This is a genomic window from Streptomyces sp. NPDC048275, from assembly GCF_040652275.1.
In the GTDB taxonomy this organism is placed as follows: Bacteria; Actinomycetota; Actinomycetes; order Streptomycetales; family Streptomycetaceae; genus Streptomyces.
This window is the reverse complement of sequence record NZ_JBEZLR010000002.1, coordinates 183560-208732: the sequence shown is the minus strand read 5'-3', so window position 1 is coordinate 208732 and position 25173 is coordinate 183560. Positions and strand designations below refer to the sequence as shown.

At 68.6% G+C, this 25173-nt stretch carries 19 protein-coding genes and 2 pseudogenes; 11 read left to right on the top strand and 10 right to left on the bottom strand.

Annotated elements, in window-relative coordinates:
- Window positions 1–59: 59 nt before the first annotated feature.
- Entirely contained in the window at window positions 60–2681 is a 2622-nt protein-coding gene (locus AB0D57_RS02275; protein WP_362066182.1) for a LuxR C-terminal-related transcriptional regulator, read from the bottom strand.
- A gap of 472 nt (window positions 2682–3153) precedes the next feature.
- Between AB0D57_RS02275 and AB0D57_RS02270 the strand changes: the two genes are divergently transcribed.
- From AB0D57_RS02270 to AB0D57_RS02260, 3 genes are all read left to right on the top strand, one after another.
- Window positions 3154–8367 carry a family 43 glycosylhydrolase gene (locus AB0D57_RS02270; protein WP_362066037.1) on the top strand — a complete coding sequence of 1738 codons (5214 nt, stop codon included), beginning with the start codon at window positions 3154–3156 and terminating at the stop codon, window positions 8365–8367.
- Between the two features lie 75 nt (window positions 8368–8442).
- Window positions 8443–8727, top strand: a complete 285-nt coding sequence (locus AB0D57_RS02265) for a hypothetical protein (protein WP_362066035.1) — start codon at window positions 8443–8445, stop codon at window positions 8725–8727.
- A gap of 75 nt (window positions 8728–8802) precedes the next feature.
- Window positions 8803–9741, top strand: a complete 939-nt coding sequence (locus AB0D57_RS02260) for an alpha/beta hydrolase (protein WP_362066033.1) — start codon at window positions 8803–8805, stop codon at window positions 9739–9741.
- Between the two features lie 5 nt (window positions 9742–9746).
- Here AB0D57_RS02260 and AB0D57_RS02255 read toward each other — a convergent pair whose 3' ends face one another.
- From AB0D57_RS02255 to AB0D57_RS02245, 3 genes and pseudogenes are all read right to left on the bottom strand, one after another.
- The gene (locus AB0D57_RS02255; protein WP_362066031.1) at window positions 9747–10325 is read right to left on the bottom strand and encodes a dienelactone hydrolase family protein; all 579 of its coding nucleotides are present in this window, start codon (window positions 10323–10325) and stop codon (window positions 9747–9749) included.
- Between the two features lie 251 nt (window positions 10326–10576).
- Window positions 10577–10807: pseudogene (locus AB0D57_RS02250) on the bottom strand (leucine zipper domain-containing protein); the annotation flags it as partial.
- Window positions 10808–10910: 103 nt separating this feature from the next.
- A complete protein-coding gene (locus AB0D57_RS02245; protein WP_362066029.1) occupies window positions 10911–12821 on the bottom strand; it encodes an N-acetylmuramoyl-L-alanine amidase in 1911 nt (636 codons plus the stop codon).
- Between the two features lie 633 nt (window positions 12822–13454).
- Here AB0D57_RS02245 and AB0D57_RS02240 point away from each other — a divergent pair.
- Window positions 13455–14006, top strand: coding sequence for a hypothetical protein (locus AB0D57_RS02240; protein WP_362066026.1), 552 nt, complete (start codon window positions 13455–13457; stop codon window positions 14004–14006).
- Window positions 14007–14297: 291 nt separating this feature from the next.
- On the opposite strand, the gene AB0D57_RS02235 is transcribed toward AB0D57_RS02240, so the two are convergent.
- Both AB0D57_RS02235 and AB0D57_RS02230 read right to left on the bottom strand, forming a co-directional pair.
- A complete protein-coding gene (locus tag AB0D57_RS02235; protein WP_362066024.1) occupies window positions 14298–14837 on the bottom strand; it encodes a GNAT family N-acetyltransferase in 540 nt (179 codons plus the stop codon).
- Window positions 14838–15722: 885 nt separating this feature from the next.
- Window positions 15723–16316 (bottom strand): TetR/AcrR family transcriptional regulator, encoded by a 594-nt coding sequence (locus AB0D57_RS02230; protein ID WP_362066022.1) that lies wholly within the window; start codon window positions 16314–16316, stop codon window positions 15723–15725.
- Window positions 16317–16451: 135 nt separating this feature from the next.
- On the opposite strand from AB0D57_RS02230, the gene AB0D57_RS02225 reads away from it, so the two are divergent.
- The 5 genes from AB0D57_RS02225 (at window position 16452) to AB0D57_RS02205 (ending at window position 19775) form a co-directional block, all read left to right on the top strand.
- Window positions 16452–17528 carry a zinc-binding dehydrogenase gene (locus AB0D57_RS02225; RefSeq protein WP_362066020.1) on the top strand — a complete coding sequence of 359 codons (1077 nt, stop codon included), beginning with the start codon at window positions 16452–16454 and terminating at the stop codon, window positions 17526–17528.
- Window positions 17525–18052 (top strand): nuclear transport factor 2 family protein, encoded by a 528-nt coding sequence (locus tag AB0D57_RS02220; RefSeq protein WP_362066018.1) that lies wholly within the window; start codon window positions 17525–17527, stop codon window positions 18050–18052. Before AB0D57_RS02225 ends, AB0D57_RS02220 begins: the two co-directional genes overlap by 4 nt.
- Complete coding sequence (locus tag AB0D57_RS02215) at window positions 18049–18246, top strand: NAD(P)-binding domain-containing protein (RefSeq protein WP_362066016.1); 198 nt, start codon at window positions 18049–18051, stop codon at window positions 18244–18246. Before AB0D57_RS02220 ends, AB0D57_RS02215 begins: the two co-directional genes overlap by 4 nt.
- Window positions 18237–18893 carry an NAD(P)-binding domain-containing protein gene (locus tag AB0D57_RS02210; RefSeq protein WP_362066014.1) on the top strand — a complete coding sequence of 219 codons (657 nt, stop codon included), beginning with the start codon at window positions 18237–18239 and terminating at the stop codon, window positions 18891–18893. The genes AB0D57_RS02215 and AB0D57_RS02210 overlap by 10 nt, the downstream gene beginning before the upstream one ends.
- 66 nt (window positions 18894–18959) lie before the next feature.
- A complete protein-coding gene (locus AB0D57_RS02205) occupies window positions 18960–19775 on the top strand; it encodes an SDR family NAD(P)-dependent oxidoreductase (protein ID WP_362066012.1) in 816 nt (271 codons plus the stop codon).
- A gap of 112 nt (window positions 19776–19887) precedes the next feature.
- Here AB0D57_RS02205 and AB0D57_RS02200 read toward each other — a convergent pair whose 3' ends face one another.
- From AB0D57_RS02200 to AB0D57_RS02185, 4 genes are all read right to left on the bottom strand, one after another.
- Window positions 19888–20694 (bottom strand): bifunctional 5,10-methylenetetrahydrofolate dehydrogenase/5,10-methenyltetrahydrofolate cyclohydrolase, encoded by an 807-nt coding sequence (locus tag AB0D57_RS02200; protein WP_362066010.1) that lies wholly within the window; start codon window positions 20692–20694, stop codon window positions 19888–19890.
- Window positions 20695–20787: 93 nt separating this feature from the next.
- Entirely contained in the window at window positions 20788–21573 is a 786-nt protein-coding gene (locus AB0D57_RS02195) for an SDR family NAD(P)-dependent oxidoreductase (protein WP_362066008.1), read from the bottom strand.
- A gap of 21 nt (window positions 21574–21594) precedes the next feature.
- On the bottom strand, window positions 21595–22740 hold the full coding sequence (locus AB0D57_RS02190; RefSeq protein ID WP_362066006.1) for an acyl-CoA dehydrogenase family protein: 1146 nt from the start codon (window positions 22738–22740) through the stop codon (window positions 21595–21597).
- A 136-nt stretch (window positions 22741–22876) separates the two neighbouring features.
- Complete coding sequence (locus tag AB0D57_RS02185; protein ID WP_362066004.1) at window positions 22877–23815, bottom strand: 2-hydroxyacid dehydrogenase; 939 nt, start codon at window positions 23813–23815, stop codon at window positions 22877–22879.
- Between the two features lie 283 nt (window positions 23816–24098).
- Between AB0D57_RS02185 and AB0D57_RS02180 the strand changes: the two are divergent.
- Window positions 24099–24354 (top strand): annotated as a pseudogene (locus AB0D57_RS02180) (IS6 family transposase); the annotation flags it as partial.
- A gap of 159 nt (window positions 24355–24513) precedes the next feature.
- Window positions 24514–25116, top strand: a complete 603-nt coding sequence (locus AB0D57_RS02175; RefSeq protein ID WP_362066002.1) for a DUF6000 family protein — start codon at window positions 24514–24516, stop codon at window positions 25114–25116.
- Window positions 25117–25173: the final 57 nt, after the last annotated feature.

Below are 25173 nucleotides of genomic sequence, written 5' to 3'. Positions count from 1 at the left end.
ACCCGCCACGGGCGAAAGCCCTCCGGGCACTGGCTCCTGGGGCACTCACCTGCGCGTGCTCACAGCAGACGCAGCTCGCGCGCACGGCGCACCGCGTCGTTGCGGCGGTTCACCGCCAGCTTTCGGTAGACGCTCTTGAGGTGGGTCTTCACCGTGTTCACCGACACATAGAGGTCGGCGGCGATCTCCTCCGTCGACATCATCTGGGCCAGCCGCTGGAGCACATCGCGCTCGCGGCCGCTCAGCTCCTCCACGACGAGCGACGAGGGCTGAGCCTCGGCCGGAGGCGGTCGGCCGCGTCTCTGCGGACCGGACTTCAGCCAGTCCTCGGCCAGCCCCTGAAGCGGCGCCGTGCCCAGGAGGGGGCGGATCCACGGTCCGGCTTCGAGGAAAGGACGCCGCAGGCGCTCACGCCGGGCCTCGAGGAGCGCCTGGGCGACGAGCCTGTGGGCGGTGGCACAGTCGCCCACCCCGTCTGCGGCCTGCGCCCGCACCAGCATGGCCCGGACGGTCACCGCCGGACCGGTGCGGCCCTCGGTGCGGAGACGGTCGAGTGTGTCGATCGCCGCGAGGGGATTCCCCGCGGCGAGCTGGGCCCGGGCGGCCTCCACCGCATACGCCGGCTGGTCGTCGGGCACCTCTCGCAGCACCCTGGCGGCGCTTTCCGGGTGGCCTTCGGCGAGGTGCGCGGCGGAGGCCACCAGGGCCGCCTGGCCCTCCGCCCAGGGGGAGACCACTTCGGCGGGAACGGCCGGGTCCGCGGCCGCCAGGGCGGCCCGTGCGTTGCCTCTGGCCAGCAGCAGACGCGCCGTCGCGATGGCCCGGCCCGCCGCCGTCACCGGGTCCTGAATCGCGGCACAGGAGTCGGCCTCCTCGTCGAGAAGGGTTTGGGCCTGTCCCAGTTCATTGCGGTCGACGGCCACGGCGGCCAGGACCAGCCGCCAGAGGCCGGAGTCGAGGCCGGACGGCCGGGACAGGCCGAACCGCTCCCTCTCGGCCATCGCCGTCCATGCCTTCCGCTCGGCCCTGCCGTGCCAGCCGTCCAGGTAGTCGATCAGCGCCAGGAGGCCCAACGACTCCTGTCGGGGGAGCGCCGTCGAGGCTCCGTCGGAACGTCCGACCACCAGCGACAGGACGGCTCGCGCATCCTCGAAACGCCCGGTCCACAGGCGCGTCGAGCCCAGATGGGTCAGCAGGAGAGCGGTGAGTTCGGGATGCTTGTCCAGGAGGTGGGCGGGGACCTCCTGCCGTAGCTCTTCTGCCGCCTCCGCGGCCGTTTCCGCCCTTGCGGGAGAACCGGTCAGCCGGGCCACCAGCGCTTCCAGCAGAGCACAGCTCAGCTGGGCTGCCGCCGAGTCGGGCACGTCCACGGCCAGGCTCTCCTCGGCGCGGTGCAGATGGGCCAGCCCACGGTCGAGGTCGCACCGGAACAGGTCATGGGCCGCGCGTACGAGGTCCGTCGCGGGGCTGGAGACCTCGGGCCCCATCCGTGAGAACAGCTCGGCCAGGTCGTCGGAACGCAGGCCGGTGAAGAGCTGCCCGATCGCCAGGTCGTCGACGAAGACACCGGCGGTGAACTCCCAGTCACCCGCGGCGGCACCATGGGCGAGCGTTTCTGGGAGCGATCCGGAACGTCGAAGCCACCGCGCCGCCCGCCGGTGGAGTTCGGGCTCCAGTCCGGGACAGCGCACCCTGAGATGGGCCCGGAGGATCTCCCCGAACAGCGGGTGAAGGCGGTACCAGAGGTGCCCGAGGTCCTCGACGAACGCGTTCTCGCTGTGCAGTTCGGCCAGAATGGGCTCGGCATCGGTCCGCTCCGTGAGTGCGTTCGCCAGCTCGGGACAGAAGCGGTCCAGGACGCTGACGCGCAGCAGAAGGTCCTGTGTCTCGGCCGTCTGCCGCTTGAGCACCTCGGCCAGCAGGAAGTCGGCGACCGTGCTCCGCCCGGCCTCGAACTCCTTCAGATAGGTCTCCGGATCGGGGCTCTGCTGCGCGGCCAGGGCACACAGGCGCAGACCGGCGGCCCAGCCCTGAGTCCGCTCCACCAGTGCGCGAACGGCCTGCACGGGAAGGCTCAGACCGTGACGCTCCAGCAACACGGCAGCCTCCTCGGGGGTGAAGGCCAGCTCCGCGTCCCGGATCTCGGTCATGTCACCGACCGCCCGGTAACGGTGGAGCGGCAACAGCGGTTCGGTGCGCGTGACGAGGATCAGGCGCATCCCCCGTCCGGAGTGGTGCAGGACGAATTCCAGCTGGTCCGCGATCTCGGGAGCGGTCACACGGTCGAACTCGTCGAGCACGACGATCACAGGCCGGTCGGCACCGCTCAGATGGGCGGCGAGCCGTGCCAGCAGCTTGAGGTCCACCCGGCTCGCGTCCCCTGGGCAGCCGATCTCGCCGGGCACCGGCACACCGGACGTGCGCAGGGCCTGGAGCACATAGGCCCAGAACATCCCGGCACCCTGGTCCGCCGCGTCGGTGGTGAGCCAGGCGACCGGCTGTCCCAGGCCCGCGGCCCAGTCGGCGACCAGCAGGGTCTTGCCCGCGCCGGCCGCTCCGTTGACCATCGTCAGCGGAGTCAGCAGAGCCTGGTCGAGGTGCTGGGCCAGCCGCTCCCGTCGCAGGAACGTGGCGGGGCTCGTCGGCAGGGCGAACCGTGTGCGCAAAAACGGGTCTCCCATGGGATCGACGTACGGAATCGTCGGTCCCGGGCCGTTCTCGTCGATCGCAGCCACGGCGTTCACCACCACTGTCCGTCAGGTCACGGTCAGGGCACTCCCCCCTCAGCATCCCAGCTTTCCTGCGCGCACGCGGATCGGGAACAGCCGAGTGTTCCGTCCGTCGGGCCACGTTGCCCTGTCCTCGGGTTCCCTCTGGCCGCTTCCCGGCGTCACCGCTCGCTCGCCGGGCCGACCGACCCGCGCGCGAGCCCGCAGACAACCCAGCCGCCGCAGAGCGTTCGGCCCGTCGGACATTGTTCGAAAACTCTTGACGGTGCACCAGGCACCGATTGACACTCTCGCAACACGACGTCACACAAGCGTTACGGCGGGCAGTCCTCGGCCACGGTTCCCGCCGTCGGATCAGCACATCCGCCGTCCGCGTCCGCCTCCCCCCTACGCCGTCAGCCACGCCTCAGCAGGGAACCTCCACATGACGCACCTCGCACGCTTTCGCAGCCGTGCAAGACGCCTGGCGGGGCATCTCGCCGGGCTGACCGCCGCTTCGCTGCTCCTGGGCCTCGCCGGGCCCGCCGTTCCCGCCCGCGCGGCGGAGACGGCCGAAGCCGCGGACATCACCGACGGCCTTGCCCTGTGGTATGCACTCGACGCCGGCTCCGGCAGCACCGTCAGCGACGCCTCCGGAAACGGCCGCGACGGCACGGTCAACGGCACCGCCGACTGGTCGGCGTCCGGTCAGGGGCTCGCCTTCAACGGTTCCGACACCTTCATCAAGGTGCCGGACAACGTCATGAAGGGCATGGCCTCGATCACCGTGTCGATGGACGTGCTGATCGACTCCGCCCAGACCACGCCGTACTTCATCTACGGCTTCGGCAACTCCAGCGGAAGCAACGGCAACGGCTATCTGTTCACCACCGGAAATTCCCTCCGCACCTCCCTCGCCACCGGCAACTGGTCGACCGAGCAGACCACCAAGCCGTCCGACTCCCGCAACCTCACCCGCTCGGTGTGGAAGCACCTCGCCTACACCCAGACCGGCACCACGGGCGTGCTCTACGAGGACGGGGTGGAGGTCGGCCGCAACACGTCGGTCACCAGCACCCCCGGCGACATCGGCTCCGGCACCACCACCGCCAACTACATCGGCAAGTCCGTCTACTCCGGCGACAAGCTCTTCAAGGGCCGGATCCGCGACTTCCGGGTCTACGACCGGGCACTGGCCGACGCGGAGGTCGAGCAGCTCTCCCTCCCCGTCGCCACGCAGGGCGTCGCCGACGACCTGGCCGCCCTGAGCCTCGGTGACACCAGCGCCGTCACCTCCGACCTGGACCTGCCGAAGACCGGCACGGCCGGCGGCTCCGCGATCGGCTGGGCCAGCGACCGTCCTTCCGTGGTGTCGGACACCGGCAAGGTCACCCGACCCGCCGCCGGCGAACCGGACGGTCACGCCACGCTCACGGCGACCCTCAAGAAGGGCACGGTCACCGAGACCAGGTCCTTCGACGTCACGGTCCTTGCCGCGTTCGACGACACCACCGCCACCCGGCAGGCCGCCGAGGCACTGACCGTCCACAACCTCGACGACGTACGCGGCAACCTGACCCTCCCCACGGACGGCGCCTACGGCACCACCGTCGCCTGGTCCTCCGCAAAGCCCGAGGTCGTCTCCGCAGACGGCGTGGTCAGCCGCCCCGCGCACGGCGACGGGTCCACCGCCGTCGGCCTCACCGCCACCGTCGCCAAGGGCGACGCCACGGCGACCCGCACCCTGACCGCCCAGGTGCCCGAACTCCCCGAGAAGCAAGCCCTCAAGGGCTACATGTTCAGCTACTTCACCGGCGAGGGCACCGCGGACGGCGAACAGCTGTACGCCGCCCTCAGCAAGGGCAACGACCCGTTGCACTGGCGGGAGTTGAACGACGGCAAGCCGGTCTTCACCTCCACGCTCGGCGAGAAAGGACTGCGCGACCCGTTCATCATCCGCTCCCCGGAGGGCGACAAGTTCTACCAGATCGCCACCGATCTGAGGATCTACGGCAACGGCGACTGGGACGCCTCTCAGCGCACCGGCAGCAAGTCCATCATGGTCTGGGAGTCCACCGACCTGGTCCACTGGACGAACCAGCGCCTCGTGAAGGTCTCACCCGACAGTGCGGGCAACACCTGGGCTCCGGAGGCGTTCTACGACGCGAAGCTCGGCGAGTACGTGGTGTTCTGGGCCTCGAAGCTGTACGACAACGAGGCGCACTCCGGCGACACGTACAACCGGATGATGTACGCCACGACCCGCGACTTCTACACCTTCAGCGAGCCCAAGGTCTGGATCGACCGCGGCTATTCGGTCATCGACTCCACGATGATCCAGCACGACGGCACCTACTACCGGCTGTCCAAGGACGAGCGCGACAACACCTCCTCCACGCCCAACAGCAAGTTCATCTTCGAGGAGAAGAGCGACTCGGTCCTCGACGCGTCCTGGGACGCCGTCGCCGAGGGCATCGGCAAGGGCGCGATGAGCGCCGCGGAGGGCCCGCTGGTGTTCAAGTCGAACACCGAGGACAAGTGGTACGCGTTCCTCGACGAGTTCGGCGGCCGCGGCTACATACCGTTCGAGACCACCGACCTCGGCTCCGGAGCCTGGACCCCGTCCACCGGCTACGACCTGCCGGCCAAGCCCCGCCACGGCACCGTACTCCCGGTCACCCAGGCCGAGTACGACCGTCTGCTGCGCTCCTACCAGCCCGACCAGCTCGTGCGGAGCGTCGAGGACGTGTCGGTCACGACCCGGGTCGGTGACGCCCCGGTGCTGCCGGCCACCGTCCTCGCCGAGTACGCGGACGGCGTCGAGCGGCCCGTCTCCGTCACCTGGGAGGACGTCCCGGAATCGGCGTACGCGCAGGCCGGGACCTTCACGGTGACGGGCACACTGCCGGACGGCATCACGATCCCGGTGCGCGCCGAGGTCACGGTCTCCGAGGAGGGGCCCGATGTTCCGGCCGACCTGCTCGTGCACTACGGCTTCGACGAGACCGGTACAGCCACCGTCCGTGACTCCAGCGGTCACGGCTACCACGGGACGTATGTCCGTACGCCCGCTTTCGGCAACGGGGTGAGCGACGGCTCGTTCAAGATGTCGGGCGACTCCGCCACCTCCCCGTACGTCAAGATCCCGAACGGCGTTCTCGACGGCGCCGACAGCGTCACCGTCTCCACGTACGCCAAGTGGCAGGGCGGCGACAACTGGCAGTGGCTGTTCGGCCTCGGGCCCGACAGCGACAAGTACCTCTTCGCCAGCCCCTCCAACGGCAGCTCGAAGCTGTACTCGGCCATCACGAAGGCCAGTTGGTCCGCGGAGTCGAAACTGACGGCGGGCTCCCAGCTCACCGCGGGCGAGTGGCGGCACGTCACGGTGACACTCGACGGCGCGATCGACACGATGGTCCTCTACGTGAACGGCGTCGAGGCGGCCCGTGCGACCGGTGTCCCCATCGAGCCGTCCGACCTGTACGACGCGAGCAAGGACTACAGCGGCTACATCGGCCAGTCCCTGTACTCCGCCGACCCGTACTTCGCCGGTGAGGTCGACGACTTCCGCGTCTACGGCCGCGCCCTGTCGGCCGCGGAGGTCCTGGAGCTCAGCGGCAACACCACGGGCATCGCCAGGGCGACACACCCGGCATTGAAGGTCGACGCCCTCGTCGACGACACCGACAGCAGCATCACCCTGCCCCTGACCGAGGGTACTGATCTCACCGCCCTGGCACCGGAGTTCACTCTCGCCCAGGGTGCGGCAATCAGCCCCGCCTCGGGCAGCGTCCACGACTTCACCAAGCCGGTGACGTACGAGGTGACGGGCTCCGACGGTACGAAGCGCTCCTGGACCGTCTCGGCTCTGATCATGAAGAGTCCGGTCCTGCCGGGGCTGAACGCCGACCCGAACATCGTGCGCTTCGGCGATACGTTCTACATGTACCCGACCACCGACGGTTTCGAAGGGTGGAGCGGCACGCAGTTCAAGGCGTACTCCTCCACCGACCTGGTCCACTGGACGGATCACGGTGTCATCCTCGACCTCGGTCCGGACGTCAGCTGGGCCGACAGCCGGGCATGGGCGCCGACCATCGCCGAGAAGGACGGGAAGTACTACTTCTACTTCTGCGCCGACGCGAACATCGGTGTCGCCGTCTCCGACTCGCCCACCGGCCCCTTCAAGGACGTCCTGGGCCAACCGCTGCTCAAAGCGGGCGACTTCAGCGGCCAGATGATCGACCCGGCGGTGTTCACGGACGACGACGGCCGGTCGTATCTGTACTTCGGCAACGGCCACGCGTACGTGGTCCCGCTGGGCGACGACATGACCTCCATCGACGCCTCGAAGGTCAAGGACATCACCCCGAGCGGCTACAACGAGGGGGCCTTCGTCATCAAGCGCGAGGGCACCTACTACTTCATGTGGTCCGAGAACGACACGCGGGACGAGAACTACCGCGTCGCCTACGCCACCGGCTCCTCACCCACCGGCCCCTGGACCAAGCGGGGCGTGATCCTGGAGAAGGACCTCTCCCAGGGCATCAAGGGCACCGGCCACCACTCCGTCGTCCAGGTCCCGAACACCGACGACTGGTACATCGCCTACCACCGTTTCGCCATTCCGTCGGGTGACGGCACACACCGCGAAACCACCGTCGACAAGCTGGAGTTCGGCGCCGACGGCCTGATCGAGAAGGTGGTCCCGACCCTCACCGGCATCGACCCCGTCACCGTCGTCCACGCGGGCCCGGACGTCGGCGGCGCCGAAGGCGAGGAGATCCCGCTCGCCGGCAGCGTCTCGGGGGCAGGCGCCCCGAAGTGGACCGTTCAGGACGCAGCGCCCTGCACCGTCGCGGATCCAGGGGCCGCCCGAACCACCCTCACCTGCACCGACGACGGCACCTTCGAGGTCACTCTGACCGGCGGCCGCGGCAGCGACACCTCAAGCGTCAAGGTCTCCAACGCCGCCCCGGCGATCACCTCCACGACCGGCCCCCGCTCCCCCGTCCCGGTGGGCAGGCGCGTGTCCGTCACGGCCGTGTTCGACGACCCGGGCACCGGTGACAGCCACACCTGCGCGGTCGACTGGCAGGACGGAACCAGCCCCACGACCGGCGCCCTCACCGCGTCCGGCTGCCGCGCCGAGCACGTGTTCGCCACGGCGGGAATCCACCGCCCGGTGATCACCGTCACCGACGACGACGGTGCCGACGACAGCTCGACACTGCCCGAGCTCATCGTCTACGACCGTGCCGCCGGCGCCGCCGACGGCACGGGCACGCTCACCTCGCCCGCCGGGGCCTACCCGGCCAAGCCGGCCCTGACCGGCAAGGCCGCCTTCTCCTTCACCGCCCGGTACGCCAAGAAAGCCACCGCCCCCGCCGGACGGGCCGCCTTCGACTTCGGTCCCGCACGGCTGGCCTTCCGGTCCACCGGCACCGACTGGCTCGTGGTCACCGACTCCAGGGCCGTCATCCAGGGCTCCGGCACGGTCAACGGCAGCGGCGGCTATGGCTTCCGCATCACCGCCACCGACGGCCCGGACACCTTCCACATCGAGGTGTGGAAGAAATCCACCGGCGACATCGTCTACGACAACGTCACCGGGGCCAGGACGAACGGCGCCATCCACGTCGGCGACCACCGGAAGTAGGACCGCCTGCTCAAGTGGTTCACCGCGGACTCCAGCCGACCGTCGCTTCGGCAGCGGTGGAACCGCCGGATCGACGTGCTGGGCGAGGATCCGTTCGGTGACCCCTACCGTCCCTCCGAGGCACGGATCGAGCTGATCACCTACCCCGAAACGATGACCCTCACTCCGATACTCATCTCACCACACTGGCGCGACAACGAGCACTTCCGCGTCGAGACCGCACGCCGCATCGACCTGGACGGCCCGGATGATCTCCCACCCGATCTGACGCTGAAAGTCTCGTCGACGCTGAGAATGCGGCGTGCGCCGTCTCGATCGAGCCGACGAGCCTCAGCTCAGATTCCACCAGTTGTGCCGTGACGCACGAGGCGCGCATCCCTCGCCGACCAAGCAGGCGATCGTCCGATTCCCTGGATGTCAGCACCACCTGTCAGAGTGATCGACACGGAGGAACCAACCCGGCACATCGTGAGCGTCGGCGGTCGTCGTTTGTCCTACCTCGACTACGGCGGTCATGGTCAGCCGCTACTCGCCTTGCACGGCCACTTCGGAGAGGCCCGGACCTTCACCGGCTTGGCGCGCGGACTCTCCCCGGACTGGCGGGTGATCGCTCTCGATCAGCGGGGCCACGGCCACTCGGAGCGACCAGCAGACTTCTCTCGCGACGGCTATCTCGGGGACGCTGCGGCCTTCCTCGATCACCTCGGCATCACGGACGCCGTGGTGCTGGGACATTCGCTCGGAGGCGTCAACGCCTACCAACTCGCGGCGCGGCATCCGAGCCTCGTGAGAGCTCTCGTCATTGAGGACATCGGCGCCGAGGTCGACGACGACCTGTCCCTCTGCCTGTCTTGGCCGGAACGAGCCTCCAGCAGAGCAGCACTGATCGAAGAATTGGCGGGATCAGCCCGCTACCTTGCAGACGCCTTCCGTGAGCACCCCGACGGCTGGGGCCTCGCCTTCAAGCCGAAGGACATGGTCGCCTCGCAGCAACAACTCAACGGGGATTACTGGGACGACTGGCTGTCCAGCGACTGCCCCGCACTCCTGATCCACGGCACGCGAAGTGATGTTCTCAGCGCGCAACATGCCAGGGATATGGCAGACCGGCGTCCCCGTACTCGGCTCGTTGAGCTAACTGAACGCCGCCAGTTCAGAGAAGACGCCGGCATCGACGAACCGCTTGTACTCGACATCACCGACCGCAGGAGCTCGGATACCGGCTCTGAACTGCGACGATTCATGGACTACATGTCCGTGACGGCGAGTTGGGGTCGGTGCTGTAGCTCGTCCGGGTGGTCTCGTGGGACGGCCCGTCCACCGGGACGGTGGACGGGCCGCGAGGTCGTCAGCCGGACAGGAGCAGGTTGTTGATGCCCCTACTTCATGCGGTCGAGGAAGCCGAGCACCCGATGGTTGACCTGCTTTGCGGCCTGTTCGTCGTAGGACGGCAGGCTGCTGTCGGTGAACAGGTGCCTGTCGCCCGAGTAGAGGAACAGCTCGGCATCCGTCGCCGTCTCGACGAGCGCGCGGGCGGCGTCCACATCGCCCTCCCCCGCGAAGAAGGGATCTGTGTCCATGCCGTGGATCTGGACCGGGACGTCCTGGGGCCAGGCTCCGCCGAACTCCGAGATCGGGACGCATGCCTCGAGCAGCAGTGCGCCCTTTGCGCCGGGGCGGGTCTGGGCCAGCTTCTGTGCCGGCAGGACGCCGAGCGAGAAGCCAACGTAGACGAGCTCCGCAGGCAGCCCCTCGGCGGCGGCGGTTCCGCGCGCGGTGATCGTGTCGAACCCGGCGTTCTCGGCGTAGCCGACGCCCTCCTCGAGGGTGTCGAATACCTGCCCCTCGTACAGGTCTGGGGCGTGAACGGTGTGTCCGGCCCGTCGCAGCTGCTCGGCGAACTCGCGAACACCGGCGGTCAGTCCGTGTCCATGGTGGAAGACCAGCACCTCAGCCATGTCGCTCCCCTCGTGCTGCGGCGCCCGGGCGGCGCCGCGGCACGAGTATGGCCCGCAGCACTGACATCCGCGGACCTCGGCCGGACAGGTGGTCCCGGTTCGGTGAGGCGGACCTCGAGGTCGGCGACTCGCCGGTCTTGGAAGCGCAGACTCGAGCGGGCGGCCTTCAGCCGCTCGTCGAAGTTGCGGTTGTCGGTGGTGAGTTGCCGGACGCGTTGCTTGAGTGTGGTGTTCTCGGCGGTGATCCGGTGAATGGCCTCCTCGGTCGCGGCCGGGGTCCGATGTGGCGTCGTGCGGGGGCGGCTGGAGCGGTCGTGCAGGCCGGCCTGGCCCTCGGTTCGCCACCGTCGCATCCACTTGTGGGCGGTGGCCCGGGAGATGCCCATGTCGGCGGCGACGTGAGCCACCGGCCGGCCGGATACGACACGTTCGACCAGCAGAAGCCTCCCGAAGAAGGTCAACCGGGCGATACGGTGAGACACGAAGACCTCCGTGCGGTGAGTTCCTAGACAGCTCCCACCACACCGGAGGTCTTCGCCACGTTCAAGACCCGACCAATGTCAACAACGCTCGTGATCAATACACCTAGGCAGTCACGTCACCGGCGTAGACCAGGGAGGTGCGGTGGCCGTACTGGATGGTGTACATCTTCTTGGCACCGAAGACGACCTTGCCGCTCGACGGGAAGAAGTCGTCGGTCAGGGCCGGCTCGGCCGTGGAGACGTAGGCCTGGCCGGCGGGGATGGTGTACATGCTCAGCGGGGCCTGGGTGGACGGCGACAGACCCGCGGGGTACTCCGCCGCGTCCGGGTAGGTGGTGCCGTAGACCTTCACCGCATCGGTGCCGGCGGGCTTGACGATCGTCACGCCGCGCGCGGGGATCGTGTTGGAGCCCTTGGGGTTGTAGAACCACGCCTTGCTGCCGCTGAACCAGATCGCGGTCCAGGGGCCCTGCTTGTCGGCGACGACGAACTGCTGTCCGGCCTGGGCGGTGCTGCCCCAGTCGTTGATCCGGTTGGTGCCGGCGGCGCCGGCGGGGTGGATCGCCTGGTCACCGAAGAGCGGCGCGTCCGCACGCGGCTCGGTGCGCAGGTAGACGAAGTTCGCCGCCTTGCGCACGTCGGTGCAGGCCGTGGTGGCACCCGTCGGGTCGTCCGACGGGCAGACCTGCATCGTCTGCTGGTTGCGGGAGAAGCCCGGGGCGATGGTCACCGCGGAGCCCACGCTGCCGACGCCGTGCCGGCCGGCGATCCGCGCGTCGAGCAGGTCCATGAAGTGCGTCCAGTTCCAGGACGGGCCCGGATCCCAGTGCATGCCCGAGGCGGACCTGTCGCTCGGAGCGGGAACGTTGTCATGGCCGATGATGTGCTGCCGGTCGAGCGGGATGTCGAACCGTTTGGCCAGGTACTTCACCAGATCGGCGGCCGCCTCGTACTGCGCCTCGGTGTACCAGGTGGCACCGTGCGCGGCGTAGCCCTCGTGCTCGATGCCGATCGAGTGCATGTTGGTGGAGTAGTTGCCCGCGTGGAAGCCCAGGTCCTTGGTGTACACCATCTGGGTCACCGCACCGTCCGACGACCGCATCACGTAGTGCGCGGAGCCACCACCCGGCCTCTGGAATATGCTGATGCCGTCCTCGTAGGACCCCTCGATGTCATGGATGACGATCTGGTCGATCCGGATGCCGTTCGCCGGGCGGTCGGAGACCTGTCCGTTCGACGGTGCGGCCGGGATGAAGTTGCAGGCCACGGTCGTCGGGCACTCGGTGTCGGCCACCGAGGGGTCCAACTTCAGCTTGTCCAGCTGACCGGTGTCGGGCGTGACCTCGGAGTCGGACTGGAGTTTGACCCGCTGGCCGTCAGCGGTCTTGCGGTCGACGCCCTTCTTCATGGTGGCGAAGACGCGGTCGGCGAACGCGGTCGCGCCCTGGCGCTTGGTGGCCTGGCTGTAGCGGGCCACCGCCCCGTACCAGTCATTCGGATTGTCGGACGTCTTGCCGTCCAGTTGCTTCTGATACGACGCCAGCAGCGCCGCACCACCGCGGATGTTCGCTGCGGGGTCGTTCCGCAGCTTCTCGGCCGACAGGCCCGTCAGCTTCGCCGCGGTCTGCAGCGTGTGCTGCGCCGCACCCTCGGTGAGCTTCTTGATGTCCGCCCGGCCTGCCGCGCCCGCGGCACCGTCGGCCACCATCTCGGGGGTGACATCGGTCAGGTGCATCGGACCGAAACCACCGTTGACGCTGTGCTGCCCCTTGTGGGACTCCCACGAGGATTCCTGGTACGCCAGGGCCAGCAGCACCTGCTCCGGCACCTTGTACTCCGAGGCTGCGGCCGCGAAGTCCCGCTGCAGTGCGGCGTCGGCCGGGGACGTCTCCTGTGTCGCCTGCGCCACCACCGGAATGGCGATGGCTCCCGCGACCGCTATGGCGGCCGCCCCCAGCACGATCGGCCGTCGCCGAGAGGCGTGCTTCCGGCGCGTAGCTGTGTCTTTTGTCATTAAGGTCCCGATTCTGAGATGACGGGGATCACGTCACCCGCCAACAATGTGAAACAACACGAAACGGGTCGTCCGGCGGAACACACGTTCAGTCGACAGGCTTACCGTCGGCCTGTCCTGAACCACCGTCAACGCCCGTCTACGCAGGCCTTGGAGTCGATTCACAACGAAAGTATCAGACGGTTTTAACCACCACTGACGATGTGCCGTTTACCCAAGCCGGACCAGTGGACCGCTACGCCCCGCATTTCACCTTTTGCCGCCCGGTATCGCCGTTTCGGCGCCGGGGGAATGCGCCGTCCACACTTAATCTCCATGTCAATGTTTGACACTGTTATGTTCGAGGGCTTCGGTGCAGACGACGGTGCACGGACACCGACCGCATGAACGGGCAGACCACGTCTCCGGCCTTGTCGCGGTCGCCGTCCGCGTCGACGGTGCAGGACTCCGTCCGACCGCTCCCCGCCGCCCAGACCTGAACCTCGTCCGCGGACAGCCCGGATCCTGGTCAACTACCAGCAGCGCCTGCGGACGGCGTCACTGTCCGGGCTCGCCGCGGACCACCAGCGGGTAGTCGTGGTCGAGGGTGGTACGGTGCCAGCGGGCGGATGGGGGGGCACGCTGGTGTGCAAGGTGGATCACGAGGCCGCAGCAGTGACCGCGACAGCAGCTCTGACGGCGGCCTACCCGCACCTGAGGCATGAGGCTTCTCCGCATCCGGCACTGGAAGGGTGCGAGGACGTGGAGTGGTTGTCCATTCCTGGCTGCCCGGTTGATGTCTCGGTCGTCCTACGCGGGCTGCTCGATCCCGACGCGGCTGAGATGGCCGAACGAGCACTGGACTGGCTTGTGATGTCAGGACCAATGGCCATTAGTGCCACAATGCCGGCGGTCGTCCCGTACCTGCTGCGACTGACTGCCGATCCATCGATCCCACGCCGGAACGAGTTGTTCGGGCTCGTGCTCGTAGCCGCCGCCCTGTCCGCACCGACAGACCCCGACAACGCGTGGGACCTGGCGGTCAGCGGCCCTGAGGAAGACCACCCTGAACGCGCCCTGTGCCGAGCGGCATTCGTTGCCGACGCGGCATGGGTGCGACGTCTGGTGGCCGACGACGAACTGCTGGCCGGCCTTCATCTGGACGAGGGCGAGCGGGCGTCCCTGGTCCAGGCGGCCGGACTGTAACGCGCAAAGCACCCCGGGCGGGCTGACTGCCACTGCTGCCAGACTCCGATCCCCGAGGGTCGGCCTGCTTCGGCTGTCGACTCGGAAGCCTCGGGCACTCCCGTGTGCACGGACACTCCGGCCGTATCCTGCACGGAAGTTGAGCCAGAGCCCGAGAACGGACAGCGCTTCGACAGCGTTGGGGAGGCGTTCGGCCGTCTCCGCCTGGTGAGATGTTGACGAGGTTCGGCAGCGCTGGGCCCCGTCCTAGCAGTGCTGTCGAGTTGCGGATCCGCGCTGTCGAGAACGAGCTCAATCGGACGGCGTTACCGGGGACCGCAGGCCGAGCCACTGCTCGGCGTCCCAGGCCTGGAACCGCTCTACCTCGGTGAACCCCAGCTTTGCCGCGAGGCGCATCGAGCCGACGTTGGCGGTCTGGGTGGTGAGCACCACCGGCTCGCCGGGAAGGACGCAGTCGAACCAGTCGAGTGCCGCCGCGCACGCCTCTGCGGCGTACCCGAATCCCCATGCTCGCGGCAGGAACAGGTAGCCGAGATCGGCCTTCCCCGCGGCAGCCGGGCGACGGTGCTCTGTTGCTCTCCTGAGCAGGATCTGGCCGATCATCGCCCCGTCGAGATCAACGACGAAACTCCCGGGCCACCGCTCGGGTGCCCCGGGCATCTCGTGGTCAAGCTCGTCACGCGGCCGGGGGCCGCCGAGATAGGTGTGCACCTCTGGCGACGCCAGCAGCTCGATGAACGCCGCACGGTCCCGGGCCTCGGCCTCACGGAGCACCAGCCTCTCGGTCCTGATCGGGGCAGGTGGCCAGGCGACGGGTCCAAGATCAGTCATGCCGGCCAATCAGCTGGCTCGGCAGCGATCAAGACTCGAGGACCTGTCAACCCACCGGCCCGCGCCCCACCCTCACCAACGGGGCCGGGCCCTACAAGCCTTGCCTGCCGGAACGGGCTGCCTCCCATTCTCGTGAACATCGACTTCGACAGCGGCGGGCCGTCTCCCGAAGTGCCGTGCATCTGCTGTCGGGATGCGCGAATAGAACCTGCGCGTCGGTCAACGGCACACCCGGACAAACGAACGGACGGCACGGTTGGGACCGGAGTCGCCCGTCAGGTCGTCTGCCCTGTGCGGAGCCGCCGCACATCCCGTACAAGCGCGTACAAGGCGCTGAGGAAGATCACAGCTCCAGCGGCGATCCAGAGAGCCGATGCCCCGGAGCGGTACTCGCGAACGGCACCGACGAACAACATCGTGCTGGCAAGAACGCCGAAGGCCGAGATTGGAGCGCTGATGCGGTTAGTCACACGGACATCATCAACGACAACCTCGGCCAGGGGGAGTGATCCAAACGAATCGGCCTAGTCTAGGACCTGTCCGGGCGACCGCTCCCGCGCTGGCAGGTTGCCGGGAGAAGAGTCGGATCGCCTGCGAACGACTCTGGTCAAGCCTCTGTTGCACGCAATGTGGACACCCCGCGCCCGGGTTGGAGAACTTCGGGCCTCGAAAACGCCATCGAGGCCCTGTCCACCGGGCAGCGCCCCGGAGGCTGCCGACGGCCGCTTCCCGCGCGGACGCCCCGAGCCCGGCACCGATCGGAAGCCGGACTCCGACAGGCGCCGGTCCAAGCGCACCGCGGGGGTTCTCGCGCCGCGTCGCGCACCGGGCGCCCCCACGCCAGCAGGAGCGCCGTCACCGGGGAGGACAACGGCCCCATTCTGGTTACGTCGGCCAGTCGAGGGGCCGCAGCAGCCGGAGGATCATCTCGACGGTGCGCTCGACGGGGCGGGTTCGCACGGTGACGGTCGAAAGGAGCGTGCGGGTCAGGACGGCGCCAAGGAGCATGTCGAAGACGTCGTCCGGGTCCACGGCCGGGTCGACGCTGCCGGGCGGTGCGGCGCGCAGGATGTCCTGGAACTGGGGCCGCGCCGACACGCGCAGATACAGCTCCGGTGGACGGGTGCGGTCCGAAGTCTGGTGGTGCGCGAGGAGTCCGGCTGCGGCCGCACGTGCGGCGGGAGCGCTGAAGGCCGCCAGGTAGGCGCGGATGAAGCGGCGCAGATCGCGCCGGAGGTCCCCCGTCGGCTGCACGCTCAGCGGGCTGAGCCCGGGGAACGTGGCCTCCTCGATCAGCTCGATCCGTGACGGCCAGCGCCGGTAGATGGCGGAGGCGTGCACACCGGAGTGCTCCGCGACGGCCTGGATCGTCGTCGCGTCGAAGCCGCGCTGGACGAGCAGTTCGCGCGTTGCCGTGAGGGCCCGTTCGTTGATGCTCGTGTCACGTGGACGGCCCGGGCGACGGCGAGGCTCTTCCATGCCGGCGATTGTAATGACCAGGTACTGACCAACGATCGAGGCTGGCGACCCGGCCCCCTATTTATAGGAGAGAGTCTTCTGTAACTCCCGCAGTGACGCTACAGTCCCGGAGGACGGACTGCAGAGGAGACGCTGATGCGTGCTGCTGTGCTGCGGGGCGGAACGGTCGAGGCGCGAAGCATCGAGGATCCGGTTCCCGGACCGGGCCAACTGCTCGTCCGCTCGCTCGCGTGCGGGGTCTGCGCGTCGGACCTTCACTTCATGGACCATCCGGAGGCGGGCGCCGGCGACGACAGCGGGATGTCGACGTACGACCAGGACGTCGACATCGTCATGGGCCACGAGTACTGCGCCCAAGTCGTGGACTACGGCCCGGACACCGAGCGCCGGATCCCCGTCGGTACGCGCGTCAGCTCTCTGCCGGTGCTGACCACCGCCGCCGGCCGCAGGATCATCGGGCAGAACCCCGAGGCGCCCGGTGCGTTCGGCGAGTACTTCCTGCTGACCGAGGCCATCACCCGGGTCGTGGACTCGGACCTTCCGAGCGAGATCGTGTGTGTCGCCGACGCGATCTCGGTCGGCTGGTCGACCGCCTCGCGGGCCCGGGTGACGCCGAAGGAGGTGCCGCTCGTCATCGGCTGTGGCGCCATCGCACTGTCGGCGATCGCGCGGCTCAGAAGCCTTGGCGTGGGCCCGATCGTGGCGGTGGACTTCGTGGCGTCGCCGCGCGCCACCGCACTGGCCATGGGGGCCGATGTGGTCGTCGATCCGGCCGAGGTCTCGCCGTACCGGGCGTGGCACGACGTGGCCCACGGGCCGGTCGGGTCGATGAAGGACATGATGGCGCCGCCCGGTCAGCCGGGCTGTGTCGTGTTCGAGTGTGTCGGTGTCCCTGGCGTCCTCGACTCGATCATCAAGGGATGCGAGCGCGGCACCCGGATCTTCTCCGTCGGCGGCCCGCCCGAGGGCGACCACCTGCACACCCTGACCGCGAAGCGGAAGGGCCTGAACATCCAGTTCGGCGGTGGCCCGTCGATGGCCCACTGGGACGAGGCGTTCGAAGCGGTCTGCTCGGGCGGCCTGGATGTCACGCCGATGCTGGGCGGCGCCGGGACTGTCGGGCTCGACGAGGTGCCCGCCGCGCTGGAAGCGGCCCGCGACGCGAACGGACCGGCCCGCATCGTCGTCGTACCCGGGAGCTGTGACGGATGAGCGAGACCGACGAACTTGCCCAGCTGCGCGCCACGGTGGAGACGCTGGCGGCGAAGGTGCGCGCTCTGGAGGACAAGGTCGAGATCATGCAACTCGTCGCCCAGTACGGGCCCGCGGTCGACAGCGGTTCGGGTGAGGCCGCGGCAGGACTGTGGACCGACGACGGCATCTTCGACGCCATCCCCCATCTGCGGATGCAAGGCCGGGACGACATCGTCGGCATGGTGCACGGCGCCGGCCACCAGAGCCTGATCCACAAGGGCTGCGGTCACGTCCTGACCGCGCCGCACATCGTCGTCGACGGCGACCGCGCCACCGGCCGCAGCCACGCGCTGCACCTGCGCTGGGACGCCGAGGCCGGCCGCTTCTGGGTGTTCCAGGTGTCCGCGAACACCTGGCGCTGGGCGCGCACCCCGCAGGGCTGGCGCATCACCGAGCGCATCAACGCCAGCCTCGACGGCAGCGTCGAACACCGCGAGATGCTCGCGCCGCCCGCAGCCCGCAGCCACCTGGAGGACGAGTGAAGATCGGATTCATCGGCCCGGGTCGTATGGGTCGGCCAATCCTCAACCGCCTGGTGGCCGCGGATCACGACGTCACCGTCCTCGTACGCCGTCCAAAGGCCCGTGCGGCCGCCAAGGCCGACGGGCTGACCTGTGCCGACACGGTCGCGGCGGCGGCCCGCACGACGTCGCCGCGGTATTCGTCGTGGTGCTGAAGGACGAGCAGGTGCGATCGGTCTGCCTTGGTTCGGACGGTGCGGGAGGCTCGGACGGTGCTGTCGCGGTCATGAAGCCGGGCGCGACGCTCGTCCAGCACACCACCTCCGACCCCGCGACCGCACAACTCCTCGCCGAGGCGGGCGCGAACCGCCGGATCAGGGTGCTCGACGCCGCGCTCTCCGGCGGCCCGCACGACGTCGCCGCGGGTCGGCTCACGCTGTGGGTGGGCGGGGACGAGGCCGTACTGGACGAAATGCGTCCGCTGCTGGAGACGTACGCCTCGCCGGTCATGTTCGTGGGACCGGTCGGCAACGGTCAGCGGGTCAAGCTCGTCAACAACGCGCTGTTCGTGGCGCAGGTCGGCCTCGTGATCGACGCGGTACGCATCGCGGGCTCGCTGGGGATCGAGGAGAAGGCGATCCTGGCCGCCGTGCAGCACGGCAGCGGCGCCAGCCGAGCGCTCGGCGTCGTCGCCGGCGGCGGATCGGTCGACGTGGTCGCGGCGCGTCTCGCCGACCTGATGAGCAAGGACGTCACCGTGGTGCGCGAGGTCGCGGCGAACGCGGGAGTGGACCTCGGAATCATCGGGACGGTCCTGTCTTCGGACGCGGTCGAGAAGAAAGTACTCCATCCGCCACCGTGATGCGTTCACGTGAACCGCCCTTCTGTTCATTCCAGTTGACGGGTCGACCCAGATGAGGAGTACGGAATGGCTGAGATTCTCACGAGCACGTACGGGCCGTGGGGCATCGTCGCCGGCGGATCCGACGGAGTCGGTGCCGCGTTCGCCCACGGGATGGCCTCCCGTGGCATGAACGTCGTGCTGGTGGCACGGCGCTCACCCGTACTGGAGGCATGCGCCGACGACATCCGGGCGCGGCACGGCGTCGAGGCCCGCACGGTCACGCTCGACCTCAGCTCCACGGGCGCCCTGGCGGCACTCGCACGCGCGACCTCCGACCTGGAGGTGGGGCTCTTCGTCTACAACGCCGGTGGCGACGACCGAAGCGTCGCGTTCCTCGACAAGGACCTCGACACCCACCTGGAGCTGGTCCACCGCAACTGCGCCGCCGTACTGGAAGCGGCCTACCGCTTCGGCGCCCCGATGGTGGAGCGGAAGCGGGGGGCCATGGTGCTGGTGACGTCCGGCGCGGCCTGGGCCGGCGGGGCCACGCTCGCCGCCTACGGGGCGACGAAGGCGTTCGATCTCATCCTGGCGGAAAGCCTGTGGGCGGAGTGGCGCGACAGCGGAGTGGACGTCCTGGGGCTCGTCCTCGGCAGAACCGACACTCCATCGCTGCGCCGTGCGGAAGAGGCCCAAGGCCACGCGTTCGCCGGCGCGGCGGCCGATCCCGAAGACGTCGCTGAAGAGGCGCTGGACCACCTGGCCGACGGTCCCACCTGGATCTGTGGCAGCGACACGCCGACCGGCGGCTCACCGTTCGGAGGACTCAACCGCCGCGACGCGGTACTCGCGATGAGCCGGGGCGCGTCCGCGCGCGGCAAGGGAGAGGAACAGCACTGAAGATCTCGTTTCAGAATGATCTGCTGAGTCCGTGGCGAGTGTTCCGGCGATCTCGGGGTCGTTGGCGAATCCCTTCAGCCACGGGCCCGATCACACTTTGCGAGGCAACCTTTCAGTTGGGCGGTGGGTGCGGCGTTGGGGAGGCTGTGTGGTGTGCCCACTGGGCCGCCCGGAGGGTGTTGACCATGAGCATGGCGATGGCCATGGGGCCGACGCCGCCCGGTACCGGGGTGATGCGTCCGGCGATGCCGTCCACCTCGCTTGTGCGAACGTCACCGGTGAGGCCGGTCGGTGTCCGGTGAATGCCGACGTCGATGACTGTGGCCCCGGGCTTGACGTGTTCGGGGCCGATGAGCCCGGGTACACCGATGGCGACCACGAGGATGTCGGCAGGCCGAGTCACGGCTGCGAGGTCGGACGTGTACCGGTGGGCGATGGTGACCGTGGCGTCGCGCTGCAGGAGCAGCTGGGCCATGGGGCGGCCGACGAGTTCGGACCGTCCGACTACGACAGCGTGGGCCCCCTTCATGGAAACCCCTTCCGCGTCGAGGAGTTCGATCACGCCGCTGAGGGTGCAGAGCCACAGGCCGTACTCGCCGCGCGCGAGCAGACCGGCGCTCGCGGTGGTCAGGCCGTCGACGTCCTTGCCCACCGGGATGCGGTCGATCAGCGCGGCGGAGTCCAGCTCGCCGGGCAGCGGGAGTTGCAGGAGGATGCCGGAGACCTCCGGGTGGGCCGCCAGTTCGTCGATGCAGGCGGCGACACTGGCTGTTCGGGCACAGGGCGGACAGGCCGCCGCCTGAGCGAGTCGTAGGTGAGGGCCACGAACAGGTCGTAGGTGTGCGAGAAGCAGGTTTGTTCCCTGACGGCGAGTAAAGGAACACCAGGAGGCGAGGCACGGTCGTCTGACGAGCCGCACCTCGCACCCTCATCAGGGCGTTTGACCTGCGGGATCGCAAAATCGGTGATGCGGTCCATGTTGCGTGTGGTGGCCCGTCCCAAGGGGGGCGGGTCAGCGCATGTGCGTCCCGCCGTTGATGTCGAAGGTGGCGCCGGTAACGTATCCGGCGTCCTCGCTTGCCAGGTAGGCCACGAGGGCGGCCACTTCCGTCGGCCGGCCCAGGCGTCCGACGGGGATGCTCTTTGCCGCCTCGGATACCGTCGTGGCACCGAGTTCCTCCACCGCGGGGGTCTGGACGGATGCCGGCGCGACCGCGTTGACGGTCACTCCGTACGGTGCCAACTCCCGAGCGAACACCTTGGTGAGCACCAGTACGCCGGCCTTGGCGGCGGAGTAGTGGGCGCCTGCGAGCGTACCGCCCTGCTGGCCCGCCAGTGAGGCAAGGTTGATCACGCGCCCCCACCCGCGTTCCCGCATCGGCGACGCGCACAGGCGAGTCATTACGAGGACACTGCGCAGATTGGTCGCCATCACGGCATCCCACTCGTCCAGCCCGATGTCCCATACCGATGCCGGCACGGTGCGGGCCGCGTTGTTGACCAGTACGTCAGGTGCGTGCCACGCACCGGTGACCTTCCCCACTGCGGCTTCCACCGCGGCGGCATCGTCCACATCGACCGGAAGTGCCAGCGTGGTACCCATGTCGGGATCGAGCCTTCGGGCCACCTCGGCTGCGGCGTCACCGTCTCGGTCGAGCAGGGCCACCCGCAGTCCCAGCTGATGCAGTCGCGTGGCGATCGCCTCCCCCAGGCCGCGCCCTGCGCCGGTGACCAGTGCCACCCGCGGGGATCCGGACCCGTGCGCGGCGGTGGCCGCGCTCGCGCCATTGGCTGCCATATCGTGCATTGTCGACTCTTCTCAGATGACCGGACTCGTCGGTAGCGAGGCACCCAGGAGAGCGCGACCGTAGATCTCCTTGCTCGTCTGAATGCTGAAGGCTGCGTGACGCGAGGCCGTCTCGATGTCGCGCCACGCCCTCTGCAGTACCGAGCCGTCCGCGAAGCTGCCGGCACCGGCGGTGTCGAGCAGCAGACTCACGGCCTCGCGAGCACACCGCATGGCGTGGGCGGCGTCCATGCGCAGGCGGGCCCGGTCGGGGAGCTCGGGCCGGCGGCCGGCGCGGGCCTGCGTGTCCACCTCGTCGGCAGCGCGGCGGAGGTGGAGGCGTGCGGTGTCGATCAGCGTCGCGGCGTCCGCCACGTTCAACTGATGGGAAGGCGCTTCGGCGACCAGGTGGTGCAGTGGTGAGACCGCCCGCTTCCCCCGGGCCGCGGCCATGACGACCTGCTGCAGCGCCTCCGCGGCGATCCCCACCGCGGTCGCCACGAGAGGAAGGTTGATGGAAAGGTGGAAGGTGATCCGCGGCTCGTCGGGATGGCGTCGCTGGTAGGTGCCGTTCGCCATGTCGGTGAGGGAGATGATCCGGGAGTCCGGCACGTACACGTCGTCCGCCACGGCGGTGTTGCTTCCGGTTCCCCGCATTCCCGCCACGTGCCATACGTCAGCGACGGTCAGGGCGGATGTGGGGACCAGCGCCATACCCCGCTCCGTTTCGCCCTCGTTGTTCGTCCAGGCAAAGCCGAGCAGGGTCCACTGCGCGTGGTGGATGCCGGATATCCAGGGCCAACTGCCGCTCAGTAGCCAACCGTTGTCCGCCCGCTGCGCTGTTCCGGACGGGTTGGCCGTGCCGCAGACGACGGCGTCCGCGTCGTGCTTCCAGACTGTGGCGCGCTCAGCCTCCGCAAGCTGGGAGGCGAAGAGGTTGCCGCCGTAGGCGATTCCCACGATCCAGGAACTGGCCGCGCATCCGTGTGCCAGTTCCTCGCACACGTCCACCGCGGTACGGACGCCCGCGCCGAGGCCGCCATGTGCCGCGGGTGTGCCCAGCCGGAAGAGGCCGGACTGCCGCAGAGCGGTCACGCTCGCGTCCGTAAGCCTGCGGGCGTTCTCCGTGCGGGGGGCTTCGTCGGCGAGGAGGGGGATCAGTGACCGTGCCGCTTCCACAGGTACAAGGTCGCCGGGCGTGCCGGTTCGACGCCCAGGATCGGAGGTTACGGTGCCCACGCTGGTTCCTGTTCTTTCAGTGACTGCCGCCCCGGTGGCGGCGTGAAGGGGGGGTACAACGGAGTGTTTCTCAGCGTCAGCAGGCCACCACGTTGTCCAGTTCCTCGTCTCTGGCGAACCGCTCAAGTTGCCGGCGGATCAGTTGTTCGAGGCGGGGCCACATGGCCGGGGTGAACGCGCCGACGTGCGGGGTGATCAGGACACCGGGTGTCTCCCAGAGTGGATGTCCCGCCGGCAGCGGTTCCGGATCCGTCACGTCCAGCGCTGCGCGGATCCGGCCACCGCGTACCTCCTCCAACAAGGCGGCGGTATCGACGACCGCCCCTCTGGCCATGTTCACGAGCAGCGCTCCATCCTGCAATCGCGCCAGGAGATCCGCATTGATCAAATGGTGGGTTGCGGGGGTCAGTTCGGTTGCCAGTACGACCACGTCGGCGCCCGTGATGAGCCCACGAAGGTGGGACATGGCGTGCACGGGCCCCCGGGGAGACAGCCGGTCAGTGCGCGCGACGCGCGTCACCGCACACCCGAACGGCACGAGGAGATCTTCCAGGGCGGATCCAAGGGCGCCATAACCCACAATGAGCACCGAACGCCCGTACAGAGATGGGAACACCTCGGGCTTCCACAGCCCGAGGTCTTGAGCATGGGTGAACTCCGGTATCCCTCGAAGCGAGGCAAGTATCAGCGCCAGGGCAAGCTCCGCCGTGCTCCGGGCGTGCACCCCTTTGGCGTTGCACAGTGTCACGTTGCCTGGTAGACGTCGAAGTTCCGCACACAACCCGTCGACCCCGGAGCTGAGGGCTTGGACGACTGTGAGGCTGGTCATCCGGTCGAGCGGTCTGCTGATGGTGTCGAGGTCCTGAACCAGCGGGGGTACGTAGAACTCCACTTCCGCCGGATCTGACGGAAAGACCGAACCACCGTCCCAGCGGGCGTATCGCAGTCCTTCGGGCAGGCCGGCGTAACTGGTGAATTGGGCAGGTAACCATACCTGCCGGGAGGTTGATGTCACGTCGGTGTACTCCGCCTCCGGTCCAGCGGTTGGGACTCAGTTCTCATGGTGTGCCTGCACGTGCGGGGTGCTGCTCTACAGATGACTGAAGCGTCAGAGCGTTCGTCAGAGCATATCAATGCCGTTACGTTTGCGACTGTTGTGTTCGTTACCATTTGGCGACGTAGTACCGGCCGTCTGCCAGCGTGCCGATGTAAGGGCGGCAGAACTCACCGAGGCACTGTCACGTTGGGCTGACCGGTGGGATGATCTTCGGGTTGATCAGGCTGGGAGGGGGTTGTCCGTGGGGAGTGCGTCGCCGTTGTACAAGGGGCATCGGTACCCGGTCGAGGTGATCTCCCACTGCGTGTGGCTGTACTTCCGTTCCCGCTCGGCTTCCGCGGGATCGGGGAGCTGATGCTCGAGCGCGGTGTGATCGTCTCCTACGAGACGGTCCCCGCTGGTGCGCCAAGTTCGGCCAAGCCTGCGCGAACGCACTGCGCCGCCGCCGGCCCCGCCCCGGCGACAAATGGCACCTGGACGAGGTGTTCATCAAAATCGGCTCTGGCTCAACTTTTGTGGAGCAGTAACGCTGCGTGCTGCCGACACCCCGCTCACCCGACCCGGGTCCCAGGTGACGTCCCTCCCATCCCGGGATCACCACAGGCGTATTCCGTCAAACGCCCTCAGCTGCGTGCTTGTTGCGAGAGGATGGGGTGGTGATCCGCCACGACCCTGAGATACAGGATCTGTTCCGCCGCTATTGCGCCCCCGCGCGGCGCTATCTGAAGCTCGGCGGAGCGGTACTTCATATGCCGCGCGAGAAGTACGAGCCGTTCGTTCATGCCCTGGCCGCTGATGCGAAGGCTGTTTCCGACGCCGAGCTCACCACCCTCTTCGAAGGCAGCTGGCGAGAGCGGCGCACCGCGGCATGGCTCGCCGCCGTCTCGCGCCGTGACCATTTCCGCGAGCGTCTGGGAGCGCTGCTGCTGGAGAGCGAGGTCTGCTGCGCGGGTGGGGCCTACTGCGTGGCGCTGGCGAGTTTCGGCACCGCACGGGACGCCGACCTGCTCGCCGCTTACCTGGATCGCTACCTGCGTCGGCCCGACCTCGCCTACGACCAGCCGACGGCCATGGGCGCCCTGGCGTACACCGACTCCGTCCTGCACGGCGACCGGGCCAGCCGCCTCCTCCAGGAGGGCGGCCTGTGGCGGCAGTGGTTCCAGGACGCGCCCCACATGCACGGCGATGACGGCATCTCCACCTACCTGGGCGGCATCCGCCTCGCCTGTGCCGTCATCGACGAATGCGCCGACACCTGACCCCATTGGCTTTGTTCACTTCAAAGGCTCTGGCTCAACGTCTGTGACGCGGCCGCT